The organism is Isorropodon fossajaponicum endosymbiont JTNG4 (assembly GCF_016592615.1).
Classification (GTDB): domain Bacteria; phylum Pseudomonadota; class Gammaproteobacteria; order PS1; family Pseudothioglobaceae; genus Ruthia.
Genome location: NZ_AP013043.1, coordinates 878,183 through 902,613 on the forward strand (window position 1 = coordinate 878,183; position 24,431 = coordinate 902,613).

23 protein-coding genes, 1 tRNA gene and 2 pseudogenes are annotated in these 24,431 nt (G+C 36.2%); 12 read left to right on the forward strand and 14 right to left on the reverse strand.

Annotation, left to right across the window (positions count from 1 at the left end):
* Positions 1 to 3: 3 nt before the first annotated feature.
* Complete coding sequence (gene serB, locus CVFO_RS05185; protein WP_342591000.1) at positions 4 to 807, reverse strand: phosphoserine phosphatase SerB; 804 nt, start codon at positions 805 to 807, stop codon at positions 4 to 6.
* A 22-nt stretch (positions 808 to 829) separates the two neighbouring features.
* A tRNA-Leu gene (locus CVFO_RS05190) sits at positions 830 to 914 on the reverse strand.
* A 94-nt stretch (positions 915 to 1,008) separates the two neighbouring features.
* Here CVFO_RS05190 and CVFO_RS05195 point away from each other — a divergent pair.
* A complete protein-coding gene (locus CVFO_RS05195; RefSeq protein WP_201338994.1) occupies positions 1,009 to 1,212 on the forward strand; it encodes a YgaP family membrane protein in 204 nt (67 codons plus the stop codon).
* 56 nt (positions 1,213 to 1,268) lie between these two features.
* Here CVFO_RS05195 and cysG read toward each other — a convergent pair whose 3' ends face one another.
* On the reverse strand, positions 1,269 to 2,663 hold the full coding sequence (gene cysG, locus CVFO_RS05200; RefSeq protein WP_201338995.1) for a siroheme synthase CysG: 1,395 nt from the start codon (positions 2,661 to 2,663) through the stop codon (positions 1,269 to 1,271).
* Positions 2,664 to 2,759: 96 nt separating this feature from the next.
* On the opposite strand from cysG, the gene CVFO_RS05205 reads away from it, so the two are divergent.
* Positions 2,760 to 3,167: a hypothetical protein gene (locus CVFO_RS05205; protein ID WP_201338996.1), complete on the forward strand. Its 408-nt coding sequence runs from the start codon at positions 2,760 to 2,762 to the stop codon at positions 3,165 to 3,167.
* Here the strand turns inward: CVFO_RS05205 and CVFO_RS05210 are convergent.
* Together CVFO_RS05210 and CVFO_RS05215 are read right to left on the reverse strand one after the other, a co-directional pair.
* Positions 3,164 to 3,832, reverse strand: a complete 669-nt coding sequence (locus CVFO_RS05210; RefSeq protein ID WP_201338997.1) for an HdaA/DnaA family protein — start codon at positions 3,830 to 3,832, stop codon at positions 3,164 to 3,166. The two genes, CVFO_RS05205 and CVFO_RS05210, sit on opposite strands and share 4 nt — an antisense overlap.
* On the reverse strand, positions 3,829 to 4,395 hold the full coding sequence (locus tag CVFO_RS05215) for a CDP-alcohol phosphatidyltransferase family protein (protein ID WP_201338998.1): 567 nt from the start codon (positions 4,393 to 4,395) through the stop codon (positions 3,829 to 3,831). The genes CVFO_RS05210 and CVFO_RS05215 overlap by 4 nt, the downstream gene beginning before the upstream one ends.
* Positions 4,396 to 4,450: 55 nt before the next feature.
* Between CVFO_RS05215 and purM the strand changes: the two genes are divergently transcribed.
* From purM to CVFO_RS05230, 3 genes are read left to right on the forward strand one after another with little or no spacing between them, the layout of a single operon-like run.
* Positions 4,451 to 5,452 carry a phosphoribosylformylglycinamidine cyclo-ligase gene (gene purM, locus CVFO_RS05220; RefSeq protein WP_201338999.1) on the forward strand — a complete coding sequence of 334 codons (1,002 nt, stop codon included), beginning with the start codon at positions 4,451 to 4,453 and terminating at the stop codon, positions 5,450 to 5,452.
* 14 nt (positions 5,453 to 5,466) lie between these two features.
* Positions 5,467 to 6,081, forward strand: a complete 615-nt coding sequence (gene purN, locus CVFO_RS05225; protein WP_201339000.1) for a phosphoribosylglycinamide formyltransferase — start codon at positions 5,467 to 5,469, stop codon at positions 6,079 to 6,081.
* Positions 6,078 to 6,821, forward strand: a complete 744-nt coding sequence (locus tag CVFO_RS05230) for a DUF3108 domain-containing protein (RefSeq protein WP_225879218.1) — start codon at positions 6,078 to 6,080, stop codon at positions 6,819 to 6,821. The genes purN and CVFO_RS05230 overlap by 4 nt, the downstream gene beginning before the upstream one ends.
* Here CVFO_RS05230 and uvrA read toward each other — a convergent pair.
* The gene (uvrA, locus tag CVFO_RS05235; RefSeq protein ID WP_201339002.1) at positions 6,804 to 9,620 is read right to left on the reverse strand and encodes an excinuclease ABC subunit UvrA; all 2,817 of its coding nucleotides are present in this window, start codon (positions 9,618 to 9,620) and stop codon (positions 6,804 to 6,806) included. The genes CVFO_RS05230 and uvrA overlap by 18 nt on opposite strands.
* A gap of 84 nt (positions 9,621 to 9,704) precedes the next feature.
* Here uvrA and pyrH point away from each other — a divergent pair, with 84 nt between their 5' ends.
* Complete coding sequence (pyrH, locus tag CVFO_RS05240; protein WP_201339003.1) at positions 9,705 to 10,418, forward strand: UMP kinase; 714 nt, start codon at positions 9,705 to 9,707, stop codon at positions 10,416 to 10,418.
* Between the two features lie 3 nt (positions 10,419 to 10,421).
* The gene (gene frr, locus CVFO_RS05245; protein WP_201339004.1) at positions 10,422 to 10,979 is read left to right on the forward strand and encodes a ribosome recycling factor; all 558 of its coding nucleotides are present in this window, start codon (positions 10,422 to 10,424) and stop codon (positions 10,977 to 10,979) included.
* 73 nt (positions 10,980 to 11,052) lie between these two features.
* Here frr and CVFO_RS05250 read toward each other — a convergent pair whose 3' ends face one another.
* Entirely contained in the window at positions 11,053 to 11,436 is a 384-nt protein-coding gene (locus CVFO_RS05250) for a hypothetical protein (protein ID WP_201339005.1), read from the reverse strand.
* Positions 11,437 to 11,535: 99 nt separating this feature from the next.
* Between CVFO_RS05250 and cmoB the strand changes: the two genes are divergently transcribed.
* From cmoB to CVFO_RS05275, 5 genes and pseudogenes are all read left to right on the forward strand, one after another.
* On the forward strand, positions 11,536 to 12,492 hold the full coding sequence (gene cmoB / locus CVFO_RS05255; protein ID WP_201339006.1) for a tRNA 5-methoxyuridine(34)/uridine 5-oxyacetic acid(34) synthase CmoB: 957 nt from the start codon (positions 11,536 to 11,538) through the stop codon (positions 12,490 to 12,492).
* Between the two features lie 41 nt (positions 12,493 to 12,533).
* Complete coding sequence (locus CVFO_RS05260) at positions 12,534 to 13,439, forward strand: metal ABC transporter solute-binding protein, Zn/Mn family (RefSeq protein WP_201339007.1); 906 nt, start codon at positions 12,534 to 12,536, stop codon at positions 13,437 to 13,439.
* On the forward strand, positions 13,427 to 14,215 hold the full coding sequence (gene bioC, locus CVFO_RS05265) for a malonyl-ACP O-methyltransferase BioC (RefSeq protein ID WP_201339008.1): 789 nt from the start codon (positions 13,427 to 13,429) through the stop codon (positions 14,213 to 14,215). Before CVFO_RS05260 ends, bioC begins: the two co-directional genes overlap by 13 nt.
* 63 nt (positions 14,216 to 14,278) lie before the next feature.
* A complete protein-coding gene (locus CVFO_RS05270) occupies positions 14,279 to 14,455 on the forward strand; it encodes a hypothetical protein (RefSeq protein WP_225879219.1) in 177 nt (58 codons plus the stop codon).
* A 169-nt stretch (positions 14,456 to 14,624) separates the two neighbouring features.
* Positions 14,625 to 15,653: pseudogene (locus CVFO_RS05275) on the forward strand (IS3 family transposase).
* Here the strand turns inward: CVFO_RS05275 and CVFO_RS05285 are convergent.
* The 7 genes and pseudogenes from CVFO_RS05285 to CVFO_RS05315 all read right to left on the reverse strand — a co-directional run bounded on the left by CVFO_RS05285 (position 15,609) and on the right by CVFO_RS05315 (position 24,409).
* Positions 15,609 to 16,265, reverse strand: a pseudogene (locus CVFO_RS05285) (DUF2927 domain-containing protein). The pseudogenes CVFO_RS05275 and CVFO_RS05285 overlap by 45 nt on opposite strands.
* Before the next feature lie 14 nt (positions 16,266 to 16,279).
* The gene (locus CVFO_RS05290; RefSeq protein ID WP_201339011.1) at positions 16,280 to 17,449 is read right to left on the reverse strand and encodes a beta-barrel domain-containing protein; all 1,170 of its coding nucleotides are present in this window, start codon (positions 17,447 to 17,449) and stop codon (positions 16,280 to 16,282) included.
* Positions 17,446 to 19,539, reverse strand: coding sequence for an ATP-binding cassette domain-containing protein (locus CVFO_RS05295; protein WP_201339012.1), 2,094 nt, complete (start codon positions 19,537 to 19,539; stop codon positions 17,446 to 17,448). Before CVFO_RS05295 ends, CVFO_RS05290 begins: the two co-directional genes overlap by 4 nt.
* Before the next feature lie 17 nt (positions 19,540 to 19,556).
* A complete protein-coding gene (locus CVFO_RS05300) occupies positions 19,557 to 20,669 on the reverse strand; it encodes a hypothetical protein (protein WP_201339013.1) in 1,113 nt (370 codons plus the stop codon).
* A gap of 138 nt (positions 20,670 to 20,807) precedes the next feature.
* Positions 20,808 to 21,182, reverse strand: coding sequence for a hypothetical protein (locus CVFO_RS05305; RefSeq protein WP_201339014.1), 375 nt, complete (start codon positions 21,180 to 21,182; stop codon positions 20,808 to 20,810).
* Between the two features lie 280 nt (positions 21,183 to 21,462).
* Positions 21,463 to 22,743, reverse strand: a complete 1,281-nt coding sequence (locus CVFO_RS05310; RefSeq protein WP_201339015.1) for a TolC family protein — start codon at positions 22,741 to 22,743, stop codon at positions 21,463 to 21,465.
* A 10-nt stretch (positions 22,744 to 22,753) separates the two neighbouring features.
* Complete coding sequence (locus CVFO_RS05315; protein ID WP_201339016.1) at positions 22,754 to 24,409, reverse strand: hypothetical protein; 1,656 nt, start codon at positions 24,407 to 24,409, stop codon at positions 22,754 to 22,756.
* Between the last annotated feature and the right edge of the window lie 22 nt (positions 24,410 to 24,431).

A 24,431-nucleotide genomic window follows, 5' to 3' on the forward strand; every position in this document is an offset into this window, starting at 1 on the left:
TGGTTATGGATTGAATAAATCTATTATTTTATTCAATCCACCGAAGTTAATGGCAATATTGGCATGTTTCATAACGCTAGGCTTGGCGTGATAAGCAACACTCAATCCAGCAATATGCATCATGTTTAAGTCATTAGCGCCATCACCCACTACAATAACCTGGTTATACAACAAGCCTTGTTTATCGCACAATTCCTTAATGAAATCCGCCTTAGCCTGTGCATTAATCATCAAGCCTTCTATAACGCCAGTTAATTGGTTATTTTCAACCGCTAGCACATTAGCACGTGCATAATCTAGTGCTAAATCTTGAGCCAAGCGATTGGTAAAATAAGTAAATCCACCTGAAACAACTGCCGTTTGAATAGACTTGGTTTTAAGAAATGAGATAAGCGCCCTACCACCAGGATTAACCGCTAAACGCTGAGTATAAACCTTGTCTAACACATCAGCACTAAGCCCTTTTAACAAAGCAACACGCTCGATTAAAGAGTCATCAAAATCCAATTTACCTTGCATGGCAAGCTCGGTAATGACAGCTACTTGTGATTTAATATTGGCAAAATCAGCAATTTCATCAATGCATTCAATATTAACCAAGGTTGAATCCATGTCACTAACAAACAATTTAATGTTAGAAAAATCAATCTCAGGCAAGTGGTTAAAATCAGTTTGATGTTGTTGTCTTAAATCATCAAGATTGACCAGTGCCATTTGATGGCGAATATGAGTGTTGAAAACTTGAAAATTGCTTGAAATTTGCTTAGCAATATTTTCATCTAGACTGTGTTGAATAGTAATTTGCATGCTCAAATTAACAACCTAATATTGGTGCGGAAGGAGAGACTCGAACTCTCACGTCTTTCAACACTGGAACCTAAATCCAGCGTGTCTACCAATTCCACCACTCCCGCATTTGAATCTAACACCCTCTCAGGGAGTTTGAAGATTTGAAATTATACCTAATTAGTGTTATAGTGACGACTTTTAAAACATGAAGGAGTAAGCATGACAGTTAATAACGTCGTATCAGCAATGGCTGGTGTTATTATTATGATTTCACTACTATTAGGTGCACAAGCAATCAGTCCATTTGCTTATAATTCTAATTGGTTGTGGTTAACTGCATTTGTTGGTTTTAACCTGTTTCAATCAGCGTTCACAGGGTTTTGCCCAGCAGCAATTATTGCAAAAAAATTGGGCGCTAAATAACCACACTTACGCGCAAGCCTTACTAAATAAGTAAGGCTTGTAATTTCTATTATTTTTTAGATGGTGCGACTTTTGGCATCAAACCAATTCAGTTTTTCTCTTAATGTCACCACCTCGCCAATAATAATCAAAGTGGGGGCGTGAATGGTTTCATTTTCTACTAAGTCTGGCAATTCTTTTAGGGTTGTGATGTAAACCTTTTGCTCAGGTGTTGTGCCTTTTTCAACCAATGCCACTGGCATATCTGGGCGCATGCCATGTGTGATTAATTGCTCTGATAAATGTCTAGCGCCATTAAGTGCCATATAAAATACAATGGTTTGTTGTTCAACCGCTAGCTCGTGCCAAGGCAGATTCATACTGCCATCTTTTAAGTGCCCCGTTACAAAACGACAAGATTGTGAATAATCTCTATGCGTTAATGGAATACCTGAATAAGTAGAACAGCCAGAAGCTGCTGTAATACCAGGTACTACTTGAAAAGGTATGCCGTTTTCAGCCAATGTTTCAATCTCTTCACCACCACGGCCAAAAATAAAAGGATCCCCCCCTTTAAGACGACAAACTCTTCTGCCCTGTTTAGCCAAATCTACCAACAATTGATTAATATCGCCTTGTGGCACAGCATGATTATCGCGCTCTTTGCCAACATAAATCAGTTGCGCATCGCGCCTAACCAGCTCCATAACACCTTCTGAAACCAAACGGTCATACAAAACAACATCTGCCTGCTGCATAAGGCGCAAAGCTCTGAAGGTTAACAAATCAGGGTCACCAGGGCCGCCACCCACCAAGTAAACTTCACCCACTTGGGCTTTAGTGGCGCTATCAAGTTGTGCTTGTAAATCTACTTTGGCTTCCGATACTTTACCTGAGAATACTTTTTCAGCAATAATGCCAGAAAAGGCTTTTTCCCAAAAGTATCTCCTGTCTTCAATGTTGTTAAACTTTGCTTTAACTTTGTCTCTAAAATCGCCCGCTAATTCTGCCAATTTACCATACGCATGTGGCAATGTGCTTTCTAGTTTTGCACGGATTAGACGCGCCAATACTGGCGCTTTTCCTGCTGATGAGATGGCAATCACGATAGGAGACCTGTCCACAATTGAAGGCATAATAAACGTGCATAAATCTGGAGAGTCGACCACATTAACGGGAATATTGTTTTGATTGGCCAGCTCAGACACTTGCTTATTAAGACTGGTGTTATCTGTCGCTGAGACAATTAAAACTTGCCTCTTAATATCAGCTAGCTCAAAGCTCTTTTCAAGATAAGTAATTTTGTTGTCACTGGCTAATTTAGCCACATTTTTACAACTCTTTTTTGCAATACAAGTTACCTGCCCATGGGCTTTTAACAAAAGATTGATTTTGCGATAAGCAATATCGCCACCACCAATAACCAAACAAGGTTTTTGTTTAATATCAATAAAAATAGGTAGATAATTCACAGATTGTTTAGTGCTACTAATGAGTTGGCACAAGTAAAATAAAAGTTTATATTATAATGTTTTAATAATCTATATAGACACAAAACACTTATTGTTATGCCTAGTAAACACTATACCTGTCCTTTTTCCAACCTAATACTTAGTGGTAGATGCGGCTGTAAATTTGGTGCAAAAGATTGCATTGCAGAAAAAGAATTTGGCGCTTGTTTGGATGGCTCGTCTTCCAAACAATGCCAATCGTTGTATGCTCATTTGCGCGATAATAGCGATTTTGTCTTAAACACACACCATCAAAATAATTTATCAGTCGGGCAGCAATCAAAAATTAAAATGGGTGGCTTGTTGGCTTTGCAAGAAATTCTTAACACTGAAAACAGCAATCAAATTGAAGACATATCTAATCTGGTAAAAATTATCGAAGAGACATATATGGATTTTAAAAACATTCCCTTCTCAAAACTCATGCCTAGAATTGCACAATTCAAATTTAGGAAAAAACCTTAAATACTCAATATTTGTTTAACAAAGGGGATGGAAATGTTACTTTTTCTCTGTAGTGATGCTTTATCTAAAATACTAATTACGTTCAAAACATCGTTCAAATCGCGTGAAAAAACTTTGAATAAATAACGATACACTTTACTGTTTATATTGATATCCACCATTTTGCGCTCAATAATAAGAATTTTTTGCTCATCATTGAGTGTTTCCAGTGTGAAAGTAACTGCCAAAGACAGGCGTGTTTTTAAATCTTTTAATAGATTTAACTCATTAGGCAAACCGCTTGCAGAAATAATCAACTTAGTGTTGGTTGGTTTAATCCTGTTATATAAATCGAATAACGCCTGTTGTTGGATGGTGCTTAAATAATCAACATTATCAATACACATCCAATCAATAGGCACTAAATCACTTATTACCCCCTCTGGCAGCTCTTGCTTTATATCAATATAAATAACATCTAATTGTTCATCTAGTGCACTAAAAGCGCAACCTTGCAATAGGTGGGTTTTACCACTAGATTTAACACCTGAAATAAAGACAACAGCTGAGCCTTTTTGAGTCAATAATTGATTAAAAAAATCTAGGACTTGTTGATTTTTCTTGCCAATAAAATTGGACAATAACATTTTTGAATTTAATGAAAGTGGCAATCCAAGTTGATTCATTGGGAGTTTTTTTTCTCTTGCAAGATAACTTGTTCAACCCAAATCCACACATAATCTGCACCGCTAAGTACGGTTGAAGTGGCTACAATAATAAAGAAAATAGTGCTATATTGCGACAAGACTGGATACATTTGCACCATCACCAAAAATAAAACCAGTGCAATTTGCAATACAGTATTAATTTTTGAAAGTTTTGAGGGTGATAATAAATCACTTTTAGATGTGCCTGAGCCGATAAAACACCCAACTGTGCCTGAAACAATCATAAAATCACGCAAAAAAACCAACACTAATAACCATAGTGGCAATAATCCAATCACGTATAAGACCACAAAACTACTGACTAATAGCAACTTGTCTGCCATCGGATCTAAAATAGAGCCTAATCTACTTTGAAAGGAGTAGCGCTTAGCAATCCATCCATCCAGTGCATCAGTAATGCCTGCAATAAAAAACAGCACCATTGCCAAAAAATATTGATGATTTAACAAAGTCATAACAACTGGCACTGTTAAAATAATGCGTAAAATTGAAAGCGCATTAGGCAATGAAGAAAAACTCATTTTTTTTATTTGCTGAAAAGAATTCAAAAGAAATTAATTATACGGAAAAACTGTCATGTCATCACTCTCATACCTTGACTCAGGCGTTGACATTACCAAAGGTAATGCACTAGTTGAACAAATCAAACCGATTGCTAAATCAACCTCCAGATCTGGAGTATTGGCTGGTCTTGGTGGTTTTGGTGCGATGTTTGAATTGCCCATTAATAAATATAAAAACCCAGTTCTAATTTCAGGTACAGATGGTGTTGGCACCAAACTTAAAGTGGCACAAATGTTAAATAAGCATGATACGATTGGCATCGATTTAGTTGCCATGTGCGTGAATGACTTAATTGTCCAAGGTGCTGAGCCGTTATTTTTCCTAGATTATTATGCAACAGGCAAGTTAAATACCAAGCTAGCCACATCTGTTATTCATGGCATTGGCGAAGGCTGCAAGCAATCAGGCTGTGCTTTAATTGGTGGTGAAACAGCTGAAATGCCAGGTATGTACCAAGGTGAAGAGTATGACCTTGCTGGTTTTTGTGTGGGCATTACTGATAAAGATAAAATAATTGATGGCACCAAAGTCACTAAAGGTAATCATATCATTGCCCTGGCATCTTCAGGTCCACACTCTAATGGTTATTCACTAATACGCAAAGTTCTGGCGCAATCAGACCCAACTGAGGCGCAATTAAGCGCGCTAATTGAGCCTACTAAAATTTATGTAAAATCAGTATTATCACTGATTGAAAAATTCTCAGTACATGCTATTTCACATATTACAGGTGGTGGCTTGTTGGAAAATATTCCTAGAGTATTGCCTGAAAACTTGAGTGCAAAACTTGACACTGACTCTTGGCAACTACCCAGTATTTTTCAGTTTTTACAAGACAATGGCAATATTGATATGATGGAGATGTATCGAGTATTTAACTGTGGCATAGGCATGGTTATTATTGTACCAGCGCAACAAAGCACTGACGCCATTCAACACTTAAACGAACTGGGCGAACATGCTTGGCTAGTGGGTGAAATTACGAACAATCAAGGCAGTCAAGTTATCATTTAACTTGTATATTAAATATGGATGGTGTTGTTTTAATTTCTGGTAACGGCTCAAACCTACAATCAATTATCGACCATTCCACTGCTATTGATTTAGACATTAAAGCAGTTATTAGTAACCACAGTAGTGCCTATGGCCTTAAACGTGCTGAACGTGCAAATATTTCTACCCACACACTGGATCACAAACAATTTTCATCTAGAGAGGAGTTTGACCAAGCGTTAAGCAACATTATTAATCAATACAATCCTGAAATTGTTATTCTTGCTGGCTTTATGCGCATACTAGGTGCTGAATTTACACACCAATATTCAGGAAAAATGCTCAACATTCATCCCTCGTTATTGCCAAAATTTCAAGGGCTTAATACCCATCAAAGAGTCATAGAAGCTAAAGAAAGTCAGCATGGTGTTAGTATTCACTTTGTGACTGAGCAACTTGATGGAGGCCCTATTATTGCCCAAGCTAGTGTTGATATCATTGATATCATTGATACAGATACAGCAGAATCTTTGGCAAAACGCGTTTTGCTTGAGGAGCATAAATTATTCCCTAAAGTCATTCATTGGTTTACACAAGGCAGGCTAAAACTTGAAAAAAATCACGCTATACTAGATGGAAAAGTCTTATGAGGGTGCTTGCCTTAATTATATTCACAATCTTAATTAACCCCACAACGTACGCCTTAAAAGCGCATACTGCCAACTATAAATTATCAATTAACGGTTTTAAAATAGCCGAGGAAGTGAGAACATTACACAAACTAGATAAACATTATTTTTATACTGCAAATGCCAGAACCTCAGGACTTGCAGCCTTTATAAAAGACTATTCCATAGCAGCAAGTTCTACCTTTTCTACTAATCGTCAAGGTGTTAATGCTATACATTACCAAATCATAGAACAAGAAGACGGGGAATTGGTTAAAAATTATGCTATTGATATCCATTCAAAAAATCATACTGTTGTGTCTATTCTCACTAAAACCCAGCCAAAAATTAAAACTTGGCACTCTAAAGATGGCAACATTGTTGATCCACTAAGTTTGTTTTTAGCTTTGTCAAATGATTTAGAGCACAACCCTAATCAATCAATATTTACCTACCAAGTGACCAATGGAAAATCAATCGAACAGCATCAATACAAAAGAACTAATGGACACTTGCTTAAAATCAACGACCAATCTGTTAAAGCCATTAAAGTTAGCAGAATAAATGCTAATAATAACAATATAAAAGCTTACTTTTTATCTAAATATCAATATTTACCTGTATTGATAGAACAAAATAAAGGCAACAAAAGATACACCTACACATTAACTAATTTGCAGATTAAAAATGAAGTTAAAGATAAACTACAAGTAAGCTTTTAAATATTCGCCTGTGTACGACCCTTTAACTTGAGCCACCTCTTCTGGCGTGCCGAATGCAATAATCTGCCCGCCTTTATTACCCCCTTCAGGGCCTAAATCAACAATCCAATCTGCAGTTTTAATAACATCAAGATTGTGCTCAATAATCACAATGGTATTGTTGCGCTCACGCAACCTATTAATAACTGACAGCAAAAGTTTAATATCATGAAAATGCAAGCCTGTTGTTGGTTCATCAAGAATATAGAGCGTTTGTCCAGTATCCATTTTTGACAACTCTTTTGCTAATTTGATGCGTTGCGCCTCACCACCAGATAAGGTGGTTGCATTTTGTCCAAGGGTGATATAAGAAAGCCCAACATCCATTAAAGTTTGTAATTTTTGTTTAATTTTAGGCATGGGTTGGAAAAATTCACAAGCCTGTTCTACGGTCATGTCAAGCACCTGTGCAATACTTTTCCCCTTGTAAAGCACTTCTAAAGTTTGTTGATTGTAACGCTGGCCTTTGCACACATCACATGACACATAAACATCTGGTAAAAAATGCATTTCTACCTTGATTAGCCCATCGCCCTTGCACGCTTCACATCTACCGCCTTTAACATTAAAACTAAAACGCCCTGCTTTATAACCACATGTTCTTGCTTCTAAAGTTTGTGAAAATAAATCACGAATTAATGAGAACACGCCTGTATAAGTGGCTGGATTAGAGCGTGGTGTGCGTCCAATTGGGCTTTGGTCAATATTGACAATTTTGTCAAAATAATCCAAACCTTCAACTGACTCATATTCAGCAGGCGTTGTTTGTGCGCGATTAAGCTCCCTGGCTGCTAAAGCATATAAAGTGTCGTTAATTAAAGTTGACTTTCCAGAGCCAGATACACCTGTCACACAAGTCAATACACCCACAGGGATAGACAAGTCAACCTTGTTAAGATTATTACCCCTAGCGCCTTTAATGCGCAACCACTGACTGGCACTTTTACGTTTAGCAGGCACTTCAATACTTTGACGACCACTTAAATAATCACCCGTTAAAGACTTAAGGTTGTTTTCAATGTCTTTAGGACTGCCCATTGCAACAATTTCACCACCATGAATACCAGCGCCAGGACCGATATCAATCACGTAATCAGCTTGTTTAATTGCCTCCTCATCATGCTCTACCACAATTACTGTATTGCCAATATCACGCAAATAAGTCAGTGTATTTAGTAACTTTTGATTGTCTCTTTGATGCAGACCGATTGATGGTTCATCAAGCACATACAACACCCCCATCAATCCTGCACCAATCTGACTAGCTAAGCGAATGCGCTGCGCCTCACCGCCTGACAAACTATTTGCTCTACGGTCAAGGCTTAAATATTCCAAACCCACGTTAATTAAAAACGCTAAACGTTGGACAATTTCTTTTAAAATCTTATCCGCAATTTGACCACGAGCTCCTTCCAACTTCAACTCTTTGAAAAAATCATAAATATCAGCAATGGAAAGTTTGGTGATGTTTGATAAGTTTTGCCCATCAATGAATACATTTCTAGCCGATTCATTCAACCTATCGCCATGGCATTGTCCGCAATCCTTGCTCACCACATAACGAGAAAGCTCTTCTCTAACACTACGAATCTCACTTTCTTCATAACGGCGCATCATTCTTGGAATAATGCCTTCAAATGGCTTGGCTTTATTAGACCAGCCTTTACGTCCTTTTATTTTAGAAAAGTCAATGTCATCTGTACCACTCCCGTAAAGGACAATTTTTTTGTGCTTATCACTTAATTGCTCATAAGGGGTTTCAATACTAAAGCCATAATACTTACCTACCAACATTAACATTTGATAAAAATAAGCATTTGAGCGTCCCCAGCCATAAACAGCGCCATCCGCCAAACTCATGCTAGGATTGACCACGACTTTTTGCTCATCAAATGTATCTTTTACACCCAATCCATCACAAGTTTGGCAAGCACCAACTGGATTGTTAAATGAAAAAAGTCTAGGCTCTAATTCACTTAATGAGTAGCCACACTCAACACAAGAAAATTTAGCAGAAAACACCTTTTCTTGCCAAGATGGTTCATCATCCATAGATGCAACTCGCACCAAACCTGCACTTAAATTAAGTGCAGTTTCTAACGATTCAGACAAGCGTGAAGCCATATCTTCTCGTATTTTTAAACGATCAATGATAATTTCAATAGTATGGTTAACCTTGCCATTAAGTACTTCCATTTCATCTATATACACGACTACACCATCAACTCTAGCTCTTAAAAAACCTTGGTGATTTAATTCTTCTAATAGTTTTATATGGCTGCCTTTGCGATTTTGCACAATAGGTGCTAGCAACATGATTTTCTCACCCGTTGGTAATTTGACAATGCCGTCCACCATTTGAGAAATGGTTTGAGATTCAAGATTAATTTGGTGCTTTGGACACTTAGGAATGCCTGCGCGAGCAAACAACAACCTTAAATAATCATAAATTTCTGTAATTGTGCCGACCGTTGAGCGTGGGTTGTGTGAGGTGGCTTTTTGCTCAATAGAGATGGCTGGAGAGAGTCCTTCAATATGGTCAACATCAGGTTTTTCCATGAGTGATAAAAACTGACGTGCATAAGCCGATAAAGACTCTACATAGCGACGCTGCCCTTCTGCATAAATGGTATCAAAAGCCAGTGAAGATTTACCCGAACCAGACAAGCCAGTAATCACAACTAACTTGTTTCTAGGAATATCAATATCGATATTTTTTAAATTGTGGACTCTGGCACCACGAATACTAATTTGATCCATATAAAATATGTCGGACAAAGGGTTAATTATAACCACCAAGACGGGTAAAATCAGCCCAATATTATGACTTTTTAGCGCATGTTAATGAGTAAATACAAACGCATCTTATTAAAACTCAGTGGTGAGGCCTTGGCCAGCACTGAAAATACAATTGACCCAGTAACACTAAACAAGGTTGTTGATATTATCAAATCAGTACTTAGTCAAAATATTGAAATAGCGATTGTTGTTGGTGGTGGTAATATTTTTAGAGGTGCAGCACTCGCACAAGCTGGTATGAATCGCATTACTGGTGACCATATGGGCATGTTGGCAACGGTTATGAATGCACTTGCTATTGCAGATACTTGTCAAAAAAATAAGGTTGATACACTGGTCATGTCTGGCTTTCCAATTGGTGGTGGTGTGTGTGATTCAATTAACCACGTGCGCGCTAAACAAGCTTTAAACAAGGGTAGGGTCGTCATTTTTTGTGCAGGCACAGGCAGTCCATGCTTTACTACTGACACTGGCGCAGCACTACGTGCTATTGAAATTGATGCAGACGCTGTATTTAAAGCCACCAAAGTGGATGGCATTTATACTAGCGACCCCATTAAAAATCCCGGTGCAAAACGTTATGATTCATTAAGTTTTGATGAAGCGATTGAGAAAAATCTTCAAATTATGGACGTATCCGCATTTGCACTATGTCGTGAACATGATATGGAAATTTGTGTATTCAGTATGCTAGAAAATACCAACACATTATCAGGTATTTTAAAAGGCGAGCCTTTAGGCACTATCGTAAGGAAATAAATTATGTTAAATGAAATACAACAAGACGCACAAAGCAGAATGAATAAAAGTGTCACCTCACTTGAGAATGCTTTTAGTAAAATTAGAGCAGGTCGCGCGCACCCATCACTACTTGAGCAAATTCATGTGGATTATTATGGCTCTATGGTGCCACTGTCCCAAGTAGCCAGTATCAGTGCAGAGGATTCACGCACACTTAAAGTGTCTCCATGGGAAAAGGACATGGTGGCTGTGATTGAAAAAGCCATTATGACATCAGATTTAGGACTTAATCCACAAACCATGGGGCAAGTTATGCGTATTCCTTTGCCACCACTTACCCAAGAGCGCCGAGGCGAATTAGTAAAAGTCGTCAAAGATGAAGCAGAACAAGCTAAAGTTGCTATTCGCAATATTCGTCGCGATGCCAATTCTGATTTTAAAGAACTGTTAAAAGAAAAAGAAATTTCAGAAGATGAGGCTAGAAAAGCAGAAGATGATATTCAAAAAATTACTGATACACACATTAAAGAAATAGAAACCAAATTTGGCGAAAAAGAAAACTCTCTGTTAGAAATTTAATCCAATCTTTAAACAACCAATTAATAAAAAAAGCCCGCTTTGTGTCGGGCTTCTTTTGATAACTTAATGAGTGCTACTCTTGATGATTTTCTACGCAGAAAAAATAATCTTCCCATCTCTTTGGTGAGAATAATGTACCCATTTCATCAAGTGGGCCTGTATTGTACAAGAACCCACTTGCAAGTGCTTGTTTGAATCTTTCTATGTTGGCATCAGATAAATTAAGTCTACCTTTGCAAGCTTCATGTGCTGCTATTGTCACTGGAGCACCAGTTGCAGTTTGGCCAATCACCTTGGAAGTGTCAGTCAATGTCATTGTATCAATATTGTGCTCACTCTTCACCACAACTTTATCAAAAATTGGCTCAACAGGCCCCATGTCACGATCATCTCCACCAGCCATTACACTACCCACTAATGCAAATGTTATGACAAGACCTAGTGTTTTATTTATCATTTTTCTATCTCCAAATTATTCAAAAAGTTGACTTACCTCCCCCCTTTGATTCTATATTTTATACTACTTATTATAGGATAGCCATCTTTACATAAATTTATGCTTAGTGATTTTTATAAATGCGCCACATCAACACAACTAGATTTGATATGCGCACAACTTATCAACTTATCAACCCGTGCATTTAATGCAAATAACGGCAATGTAGCTAAATGGGGGCAAGCCATTGAACAGATTAAAACTCAAAATACAGGTAGCCTTGATTTTATAACGCCTTATTTAAACATTAGTGCTAGTCATATTAATAATCTCACTTTGGAAAAATCTTTAAAACAGCTTATGCCTTGGCGTAAAGGGCCTTATCAAATTGGCGATCTGCAACTTGATAGCGAATGGCGTGGTGATATGAAATGGCATAGACTCGTTCCCCATATCAAACCACTTAAGGATAAAGTTGTGCTTGATGTCGGCTCTGGCAATGGCTACTTTACCTATCTTATGGCTATCTCAGGTGCTGAAATTGCACTGGGCATTGAGCCATTCTTATTATTTAATTATCAGTTCCAAGCCATCCGCACCTTAATTAACAATCCACCAAATGCATTTGTATTGCCATTACGCCTAGAAGAAATGCCTAAAAAACCTTTGTTTGACACGGTGTTTTCCATGGGTGTTTTATATCACCAAAAAGACCATAGGTCACATTTAAAACAACTAAAAGATGTTATGAGACCAGGTGGAGAGCTCATCTTAGAAACGCTTATTATTGATTTGGAAAAAGTTGAAAAAATCATTCCAAAAGGACGTTACGCTAAAATGCGAAACGTTTACTGCTTGCCATCAGAAAATACACTGCGTACTTGGCTTGAAAATGCAGAATTTAAGAACATTAAGTTGCTGGACATTACCAAAACCACATCAAAAGAACAACGAGCAACCCATTGGATTGGCAATAACACACAATCTCTTAAAGACTTTCTTGACCTAAACAATAGCGACTTAACCATCGAAGGATTACCAGCGCCTAGGCGTGCAATCTTTATTTGTCAAAAATAAATTAAGTAGTATAATTATTCTTTTCTTTAGAAAAAATAATTATGATTTTTCGTTCACCCTTAACAATAATAACACTGTTACTTTCTGCAAATATCTTTGCAGCACCAAATATTGTGGTTAGTATTAAGCCTATTCACTCTATTGTTAGCAGCCTAACTCAAGGAATAACAGAGCCAAAATTATTACTAAAAACCAATCAATCAGCGCACCACACTCATCTCAAACCTTCTCAATTATCTTTATTAAGCCATGCGGACTTAGCTATTTTTATTCACCCCACTTTTGAAGGTAGGCTTAAGAAAGTATTGGCTAATCTTGATGCCAATAAAAAACTAATTATTGGCATTGTGAAAAATATTCATCTTATTCACAATGAGGAGCATGAAAAAGGTGAAAAACACGAGGAGCATAAGGAGCATAACGAACATCAGGAGAAAGTCAATTATCACCTTTGGCTAGATGTAAATAATATGCAAATATTTGCAAAAACATTAATTGAAAGATTGATTAAAATTGATCCTGATAACCAATCAAATTACACAACTAATTTAGAAAAACTTAACAGAAATTTAGACAAACTCAAACAAGATATTAATCAAAAATTATCAGTTTACAAGCCTAAAGTACTTTCAAGTTATTCCAATACTTTTGATTATTTTACCAATGCCAATCAATTAAAAAAATCAATCAATATTACGAGTTACCACGATGAAAGGTTGAGTATATTTAAAATACTTGAGGCTAAAAAAATAATGAAGAATACACAAACAAAATGTTTGCTCACCACCATAGAGGTACCTAAAAAACGTATCAATTCACTGACCGAAGGTCTGAATATAAATTCAGCAAGCATTGACATTATAGGTTTTAATATTCAGCAAGGATCTGGCCATTATTTTAAACTAATGCACAATATTACCAATAAAATCGTCCAATGTCTCAGATAAGATTTGCCTTTAATAAAGCCTCAAATAATTATAATGATCATGCTTTTTTACAAAAAGAAATTGCTGTTAGGTTAGATCAAAAACTTAATGCTATTTCATCCAAAACTGACATCATTCTTGATCTTGGTGCAGGCACCGGTTTACTTAGCCAACAACTAACTAAGCGCTTTTCAAACTCAAAAATTATTTGTCTAGATTTTGCCCAACAACCCTTAAAATATAACCCATCTAGTAGCAAAATTTGTGCCAATGCTAATTATTTACCACTGCTGGACAATAGTGTTGATATGATTACTTCTAACTTGATGATGCAGTGGTGTCCAGACCTTAACACTTTGTTCTCGGAATGTTTTCGCGTACTTAAAAACAATGGGTTATTTTTATTCTCTACTTTTGGTCCAGATACGCTAAAAGAATTAAAAAAAAGCTGGTCAATTGTGGATGATAAAACACATGTCAATACTTTTATTGACATGCATGATATTGGCGATCAAATGCTACAAAATGGGTTTCAAAATCCCGTAATGGAAATGGAAACTTTAACACTTACCTATCAAACAGTCATTGATTTATTACGCGATCTTAAGGCCATTGGCGCTCAAACAGTTACTAAGCGCTCAAAGTCCCTAACTGGTAAAGACAAGTTCCAATTGATGATTAAAATGTATGACTCTTACAAAAGTAATGGGAAATTACCAGCCACTTACGAAGTTATTTATGGACATGCGTGGAAAAAAACGACTGGTGTTGGCAATATCACACTTGAAAGTCAATAAAAAAATTAATTAAAATATTTACTAATATTGAGTTCCTGTGCTTTTAATACAGAAGATTTAATCATGTCCTGGACTAAGCGCTCAAAGTCCCTAACTGGTAAAGACAAGTTCCAATTGATGATTAAAATGTATGACTCTTACAAAAGTAATGGGAAATTACCAGCCACTTACGAAGTTATTTATGGACATGCGTGGAAAAAAACGACTGGTGTTGGCAATATCACACTTGAAAGTCAATAAAAAAATTAATTAAAATATTTACTAATATTGAGTTCCTGTGCTTTTAATACAGAAGATTTAATCATGTCCTGATGTAATACCCCAAAAAACCACCATTCTAAAGTAGAAAATTCTATAATAAAAAATAAGGAGTTTTCACATGAAAAAATCAAGATATACAGAGTCATAAATAGTCAACATACTCAAACAAAACCAATCAGGCATATCTGTGGCTGATCTATGCCGTGAATACGCAATGTCTCAAGCCACATTTTACAAATGGAGATCTAAATACGGTGATACAGATTTTGTCTCTATGGTTAAACGCTTAAAAGAGCTAGAATCAGAAAATGCTCAATTCAAGCGTATGTATGCTGAGAGTGAGTTGAAACTGCAAATTACAAAGGATGCCTTAGCAAAAAAGTTCTAAAGCCATCCCAGTGGCGTGAGGATGGCTTTAAACATCAATGAACAAAATAAGAACACAAGTATCAAACTTATTTACGAAGTTTGTAGCATTAGTAAAAGCACTTATTATTATCAACCAAAACTCAGTGATGACAATGCTTTAATTGCCGATTGTCTACTGCGCTTAACCGCAACGCACAAGCGTTGGGGTTTTAAACTGTGCTATTTATATCTACGTAATGTTAAAGACTACAAATTTAACCATAAACGAGTGTATCGCATTTACCAAGAACTGGAGCTCAATCTAAGAATCAAGCCAAGAAGAAGAATCAAAAGAGATAAACCCGAAGCACTGAGTGTGCCAACAACTATTAACCAAACTTGGTCAATGGATTTTATGTCAGACTCACTCACTGATGGCAGGCACATTAGAACTTTTAATGTTGTCGATGATTACAATCGGGAAGGCTTGAATATTGATGTGGACTTGTCCATGCCAGCAAGACGAGTTATTCAATCATTAGAACGTTTGATTCAGTGGCGTGGCAAGCCCAAGGCTATCAGATGTGATAATGGTCCTGAATACATTAGCCAAGCATTAAGAGACTGGGTACAAGCCTTAGGTATTGAGTTAATGTACATCCAACCAGGTAAGCCAACTCAAAATGCCTACATTGAGAGATTTAACCGTACAGTAAGACAAGAGTGTTTAGATCTGCATTTGTTTGATTCTGTTGAGCAAGCACAAGATGCAACCACACAGTGGTTATGGGTTTATAATAACGAACGACCGCACTTTAAGAATCTTTAGTAGTAAATAATCCAAACCTGTTAATAAATCTAGTACACTTTTGTCATTTGCAATGGAAGGGCTAACCCAATCTGAATCATTTGGAAGTCCCATTGCTTACGTTAATTCCTCAACAACACAAGCAGGTAATAAGCCATAACGCATTGCATGATCAACAGGAATAATAACCAATGCATTGGTTAATTCAGATTTCTTGTTATGCTTGAAATGTAACAAACAGTTGCTTTGAGTATCGAGATCTTTTATTTTGGTGTTGGTATAACGACTAATCGCTGATTTATAATGCGCTTTTTTGGTTAATAGTATTTTAAAATTGGGATTTTTATCATCTTTATTAATAACCACTCTTGTGATTTTAGATAAATCCTGGAAATGGTCTTGGATAAGCGCTTCAGCAATACCAACAGACGCATCTAAGTTAAAATAATCAACCCGATATCTAATCGGTTGCTGCCAACGTCTTAATTTTGTTTGTCTTAACTGGTACTCATTTTTATAAGCAACTTCAAAAAATGCTCTTTTGATATAGCTCTTAGATTGCCATGGTGCCAATAAGTCAGCACATACAGTACTTGAGTAAAGACCAACTAATAATATCCATGCTCCGCTCAAAAAGCGACATCTGATTATTTCTCGTTAAGAGCGCCACTAAAGCCACGACTAATTGGCTTGGTTAAATAAGTAAATAAAGAACGCCTTCCGACTTTAACATCAATCGTACCCGACATACCCAATTTAACCTTAATCGCCTTGGATTTGACATTATCCTCATGTTCTGGACCTTCAATTTTGACATTTACTTGATAAAAAGTCACTTGCCTTCCCGAAGGATCTTTGTCCAATAAAGTGTCCGAACTGATGTAATTTAGTGTGCCTTTTAAACCACCGAAAATAGTATAATCAAATGCATCAAGTTTAATCACCACTGGCATACCCAGTTTTAGTCTACCAATATCAACAGGATTAATTTTTGCCTCTAAAATAACACCACCTTGAGAAGGGGATATTTCCATCAATTGTTCTCCAGCGCGTAAAACACCACCAACAGTGGTTACTTTTAGCTCTTTAACAATGCCTGACACGGGTGAATGAACATCAGTATATTCTAAAACACTTTTTTGTTTTTTAAGTTTATATAAATTTTTAGCCAACTCACCCTCTAACCTTTCAATCTCAGCACTGGTTTTTTCGTAATATTTATTTTTAACATCCACCACTTTACGCTTAAAATCTAATACTTTTTGCTTGGCTCTTAAAACTTCTAACTGACTAACATCGCCTGTTTTTTCTAAACTTTGAGTAATTTCCCACTCCTCAGTACTCATTGCAAGACCTTCCTCCAACATGGACACTTCTTGATTTAAAGAGCGTTTCTTTTGAATATACAAAGCTTTTTGTGCATTCATAAAATCAGGATAATCTTGGGTTAATTCATCAAATACAATGGGTTTTTCTAAAATTTCTGCATTGGCTCTTGCTAATGCTGACTTCAAATGTGCCACTTGAGACTTTACCTCGTAATAACCTGCTTGTGCGCGATCTTTTTCAAGTGTTGCTAGAAGCTGCCCCTGCTTAACATGATCACCTTCACTGACTAGTAATTTAGATAAAATACCGCCATCAGCTACTTGAATAATTTGGCTACTACCATTAGCAACTACTTTACCTTGAGAGCGAACCGTTTCATCAATATCAAGTAGTGATGCCCACAATATAAAGGCAATAAAGCCGCCTAATAAAACATAAACAATCGAAAATGAATGCTCAATTCTTAATAAAATTTTCTCTAAATTCATGACTTGGCCTCTTGTGTTTTGCCAGAGAGTTGGGCAATTACATCAGCCTTTGGTCCATCCATCACTATTTGATTTTTATTAACCACAATTAAACGCTCAACCAATTCTATCATTTCCATCTTGTGCGTTACCAATACCAACGTATCTTCTGCTTTTATTGTTTTCTTAAACATGTTAATTAACAAAGTTTCTAAGTTGCGATCAACAGATGCAGTTGGTTCGTCTAATAACCATATTTTTGGTGCTCGCAGAACTACCCGAGTTAAATTAAGTAATTGCTTTTGTCCACCAGATAAGCCCATTCCACCTTCAAATATTTCTTGCTCTAGCCCTTTTTCAGTAGTAGAGATAACACCATCTAATAAGCCTGTTAATTTAGATACCTCTAAAATTTTATCATCACCAGGATCAGCCAAACCTAAAATTAAATTTTCTCTAAGTGTGCCTTTGAACAGTCGACCTTCTTGTTGTAAAAATCCAATTTTTTCAGCCAAAATAGGTTTTGAGATATGGGCTAAATCAATGTCATCTAATAAAATCCGACCAACATTAGGCTTGTACATACCGCTTAAGAGGCGTAATAATGATGTTTTTCCAGAACCAATAGGTCCCAAAACACCAATTTTTTCACCCGGGTTGATTCTCATTTCTGGCAAAGCTAAAGCCGCCTTTTCGCCATAATTTATTTGTGTTTTCGCTTCAATATAGAATTCACCACGTAGATTTTCAGGCACAATAGGTGAATCTATGCCATCATGGTCACATTTTAAATCCCAAATCACATCTAGCGATCTAATTGCTGACTTAGTATTTGCCCATTGAACTAGGTGAGATGGAATTTGTGCAACAGGCGCCAAAATTCGACCTGACAAAATAGAGCAAGCAATTAACCCACCCATAGTCAAACCACCACCACCAATCAATAATGCACCTGATGCCACCATCAGCACAAACGAAGATTGTTGAAAAAATGCCACCATATACTGAGACTGATCAGTCATTCGCTTCATCTCTAAATCATAACCACGACCTTCGTCAGTGACATTCATCCAATTAGAAAGCATGCGCCAACCACCTTGACCCGATTTAATCGTTTCAGCGCCTTCAACTGACTCCACTAGTAAACCCACTTTAAGATTAACAGATTCGTTAATATTATCTGCTAACGCTTCTATCTTCTTATGGAAATATAACCCTGTTAAAGTCGCTATAATAAAAAATGTCATAGGTACCAAGGCTAAATAACCACCAATAGCAGAAATCAATAAAACATAGAACAGCACAAATGGAACGTCAACTACCAGATAAGTCGTAATAGCAGATAAAAAACTACGTACTGATTCATAACCTCGCATTTGCGAAGCCAAACTACCCACACTTTTTGGTAGTTGATCCATGCGTAATGCCAAAAATCGTTTGTATACATCTCTAGATAAACGTCTATCTATGTTATCAATCAACTTTTCGTATAACCCTGCACGCACCAACTTAGCAATAAAATCTAATACCGTTATTGCTAATACGCCTATTGTCAGCACTAATAAAGTTTGTTGAGCGCCTGTTGGCACAACGCGGTCATAAATCTGCATAGAATAAAAAGCACTAACCACGGCCACAATATTAATCAAAACTCCTGCTAAAGAAGCGTCAATTAGCCATTTCTTATGAGTAATTAGTTCGGTTTTAACCATTTGAAAAATTCGACTATTACCTGTGTCGAATTTTTTTTTCATTTTTATGGCAAAAATCTCATACTCGCTCAAATCATCAAGTATTACTTCTAGCCAGGCATTTTTCTCTTTAGAGAACCATTCTGCCACCCATTCGCCTTTGGCATTAAAAATTTTAAGGATACCCCATTGCTGAAATTCATCAAAAATTAATAAAGGCAACAAAGAGGGGTCGTTAATAGATTTTAATGCTTTAGGATTAGGAATTAATAATGCATGACATACATTACGTAACATTGCCAATTTTTCAATTGAGCCATTGCATTCATCCTCAATAACCTGTTGTAATTCTAATGCATCAAAACGAGACCTTTGCAACTGCGATAAACGTTGCAAACTGGATAATAAACTTTGCTCCATATATGTACTACTAAAGGTTACTTAGAAAATTTAGAAGTAATATTTTTTTGCACAGTACCTAGCACGGGTAAAGAGTTATCATTCTTTAAAAGTTGTGCTGGATAGACTTTATTTAAAAAGTCCGCACTAATTTTAGCAATAGATAAAGCCTTTCTACTTGTGTTAAATTCCAATACAGGAAAGGTTTGAGTAATATTAACTTTAAATAACTTAGCCTCTTCAAGTGGCAAATCAATTGCAACTAATTTATTAAAATTACTTTTCTTAGAAGATAGATATACAAACATTTTTTGAGTATCGGCATTGTATATTGGGTTAGAAAAATAAGGAGCGCCGAGTACATTAATAATGCTCGTGTTAACAAAGTCTAAATAAACATCTTCACTACGGCTTTGCCTTTGTTTTTTCTCATCAGAAAGAGAGGCATTATAAGAGTCCAATGCTTGATTATAAATAACCATTTTTTCCTTATGCCTCTGTTCTACAAGATAGTCCTTAACCTCAGTTTCTTTTTGGACTGAAATAACCCTTTTATCAAAAGCTTTACTGGTTTCAAATTCACGCTTGATTAAAGATAATGCTTGCGGATTATACTTAATATTTTCAGGTGGTTTCATATTAAATAATGGCACGTCTGATTTTATTGAGAGCCATTTGTTTAACTTAAAATTAGCCTCTTCTACAATATACTCTAAAGGTGTTGTTATTTTTTTAAGCAGTTGAGAGGCTAATTTATTGTCTGAATTGTTATCAGAAAAACTACTTAAATAACTCTCAGCACTTGATATATCACCACTATTATATAAACACAATGCGTATTCATAACCAACATAATACTTTTGTAAACACTCTTGTGCTTGAATGGTTAATTCCGTATATCGAAAAGATGTAATCTTAGGTGTTGAAACACGCTTAACAACTAGAGTGTTTTTAGCAGTTGGAGAGGCTGCTACCACTTCTTTATTTAAGTCATTCTTTTTCTGCTTGCCACTATCGGCAGCAAAAAACAATTCTTTTTCACCACTTGATTTTAATTGATTGCTTTGGTTTGGCCAAATTTTACCAAAAGAGCACCCTGAAAGCATTGTGACAACTATACCCAACGCTAAAATATATTTAACTAAACTCATATTCTTATCCGTATTATTTATAAATAAAAGCCACCAAAACGCGAGATGAATTATAACGCCATAACACTCGTTGGTGTATTTTTTTCACCTCTACATTCATTTCAAAAACAAGTCTCTTTATTAGTGCTGCCTCCTGCGTCATATAATCTTTTTAGTGGACTGTCCGCTATTAAGAAGAGTTTTTGTATTTAATTTAATTTTAAATATTTTTTCACTAAGGTTTTTTTGATTTTCTTCGTCTTTCTTAACGTTGTATATTTTGTCTTGAGTGCTTTTAGCACCTTTCAATTCAGCAATTTTATTAAGGTATTGATGCTGAGAGTTAACACTGTTTTTACGCCACACACTTTTACCAAAGGTATTGGATATGACTTTAACCACTTCATTTTGTTTTTTCTTGTAATTAATGTTTTTTCTTTTGATTGGTTTTTGTATGGTATTGCTTTGTTTTTTATCCCGCTCTTGCTTAATACTTATCTGCTCTTTTTGCGTAATGTCTCCTACTGGATTCATTTTTGTTGTCTTTTTTGAATAGCAGCTTTAGTTAATTTTTCACGACTAGGCTTTTCTTCTTTATCAAAAAAACTCTACAAATGTTACGAAATCTCTTTTCTTTAAAGACGATTTAAAGTTTTTAGTACTATCAATATCAAAGTACCAGATAATTTTTTCTACTGGCTTTTCATCAGGTATGACAAAATTTAGCATTTTATCAATGACACTTTGCTCTTATTTAGGACTCATTGTCGGATGCCACAATATCTTATCTGTTCGATTAAATGCCAAACTTTCATTAAAAGTTGTCCACAACGGCGCCAATATCTTCAACATAAACAAAAATACGCCAATTGGCTAGTATTATCTCGCCGTAAACACTAGCCAATTGAGACTCCAATTGAGAAACCTCACGAATGGAGTTCATAACATCTTGCCATGTTTTTCTACCTGCCAAGAATTGTCGATAATAGGACTTTCGTACTTTTTCTGTATTGACCAGTGATGACTCAAGCAATGCTTTTTGTTTTTTCAAAGAGATGGAGGACATCCAATCTAGCTCAATTTGCTGCGCGACTTTACTTTCTTCGTCTTTAATTTTTGCTTGTAGAGACTGATAGCGACTCTTAATTTGTCTAGTTTGTGAAAAATTAGACAAGCCTGCACCAAAACTACTGTTAAATTCAATAAAAACACGATCTTCAGTCTTGGCATCTTTATCAAAAAAACTACCCCACTGGCGTTCCAATTTAAGATTAACACCTGGATAAAGTTTGGCACGACTTTGATCTAGTTCAGCCTCAATCACCAAACTTTCCGCTCTAATTTGCTTAATTCTAGGATTGGTTAATAATGCCTTTTTACTTAATTTAGCTTGACTAGTTTCAAACTTAACAATACTAAAGTCTCTAATTAAATCTTTTGGATCTAGCGAAGTGCCCAATAGTTCTTCCAAATTAAGCAGACTATTTTCATGTTGAATAATAGCCGAATTAAGACCTGCTTCTGCCTGAGTTAAACGTGAATTTGCCAAATTTAAATCACTACTAGAAGACAAACCTTGTTTAATGCGACGCCTTAAACGGGCGCGTAATATGTCATGCTCCTCTTGACTCTTACTATACGACTTTTTTTTTAAATAACTGTCATACCATTTACTATAAGCATAGATTACTTTTAAAGCCAAATCTTGCTGTGCAACCTTGGTTAATGCCTGAGCTGATAAAAGCTGAGCTCTTGATTTTGCCAAGCCTGCATCAATAGATCCACCCGCCCAAAGTGGTTGCGTTAAACTGATAACTGAAACACGACTATCACCATTTTTATAACTAAGGTCTGTACTAGAACTGTCAACTTGGCTTACTGAAAACTTAGGGGTTGGAAAATATTGCCATTTAGCACTGGTAATCTCATTTTTAGCAGCTTCTTCTAAAAAAACATTACTTTTAATAGAGGGGTGATAGGTAATTGCCTTATTGATTAAATTAGATAAATTAAACCCACCTTTTGATTGCTCTTGTGCGCTCACACCGCCAAGGAAAAAGCCAAAAAATAATAATAGAACTGTTCTTTTAATCATTTTAACGGGTTTACAACACAATTAAATTATCTGCCTGCAAGTCGCTCAGGGTAATTGCCGTACTGCCTGTATTTTGCAAAGTAATAGAAATATCAGAAGCAAAAGTTCCACCACTGCCACTAGAATCACTGCCATTAGCATCAATATTTAAAGTAGTTGTGGTGCCTTTATCGTCACTATCATAAACAACAGCACTGCTTTCAAGAACTTTCCACCTATCGATATCCAAAATATATTCTACTTTAGCACCTTTTTCAATGTTGCCGATTATTATCGTCTCATTACTGGTAATGCCGTCCGCACTATTTACACCAGTATCCTCTTTTGAGGTGAGCGTTAATCCCTCAACATTACCATCAAAAGTGATTAAATACGTATCTGATAACACACCTTGATTACCTACTTGGTCAATAATTCTTACCTTAAAACCATAATCTTTATTAGCCTTATTATCACCTGTAGTCAAAGTTGACAATGTCACATCTTTCCAACCTTCCTCAATATCAGCTTCACTTAACTGTACATATTTGGAATGCGTATAACCTGTACCGTCATCTTTCATGAGCTGAATTCTATCACCTTTTTCCGCAATAATATCGTTATCGCTATTCTTTAAAGAAATCCGAATGCTTGGCGTGCCATCGTTGGCTGTTTTGCCGCTGGCAAGGTTGTTATTGTCAGGAGTGGGGCTAGTTGCTGCATTATCTGTAATAGCAAACTGAATGGCATTTTCACCTTCTTTTAAATCTATTGTCCAAGAAATGGCTAATGCTGTAACAGAACTGGTAGTAATATCAATCCAATTCTCTCCACCATCAATACCACCCCAAAGCTTTTCACTATCTAGTGCTTGTGTTAAAGTAGCTGTAATATCTTGAGATGTTGTTCTCGTAATATAATCTTCATCAGTGTCTCCATAAGCAGTATCGTCGCTAATATCGATATTACCAATTTGAGATTCAAAACTGCTAATGAAACTACTAGCCACATCTGCATTCTCATCCTGTTCATCTGATTTTTTCGCACCTGCAACTAAATCATTTGCTACATTTTGACTTAATTTACCATTGGTAATACCATTCACTAATTCACTTAACACTGTCCCAGTAGACTTACGATTTGCAATTGTAAGATCACCATTTTTATCCCTTGTTTCCATACCAGAAATAGCCGCCAAAACATAACCCAATGCTTGCTCGTCCTCAGTTGCATCAACATTAGTGAACTTATCATCTTTTTTAGTATTAACAAGTGCAGGCTTGGTGGTAATAATATCGCCATTCAAACCAAATGCTGTGGCAATATTCTCATTAGCAGTGATAATTTGAGCAGACGTAAAATCTGATAAATCAGTGTCTACATTACTACTATCTTGAAATAATTGACGTGTGGCTATTTCAGTTAACATATTAAGATTAATAGTCATGTTACTACCATTTGAGCTAGCAATAGCGCGCAAATATACGCTTAAATCTTTGTTTTGACCTTGTGTCTCCCCTTCATCTAAATAATCTACGCCTGTTCCTGTATCTTTCAAGCGAATAAGAATATTACCCGTATAAGCTTCATTGACTTTTATCGTAAACGAGCCATCATCTTTAAAACTAATTGTAGTTTTTAATATTTCTCCATCCTTATCATAAACCTCAATTGTATAGCTATTCACATCAAAAACTTTCCCTGCACTA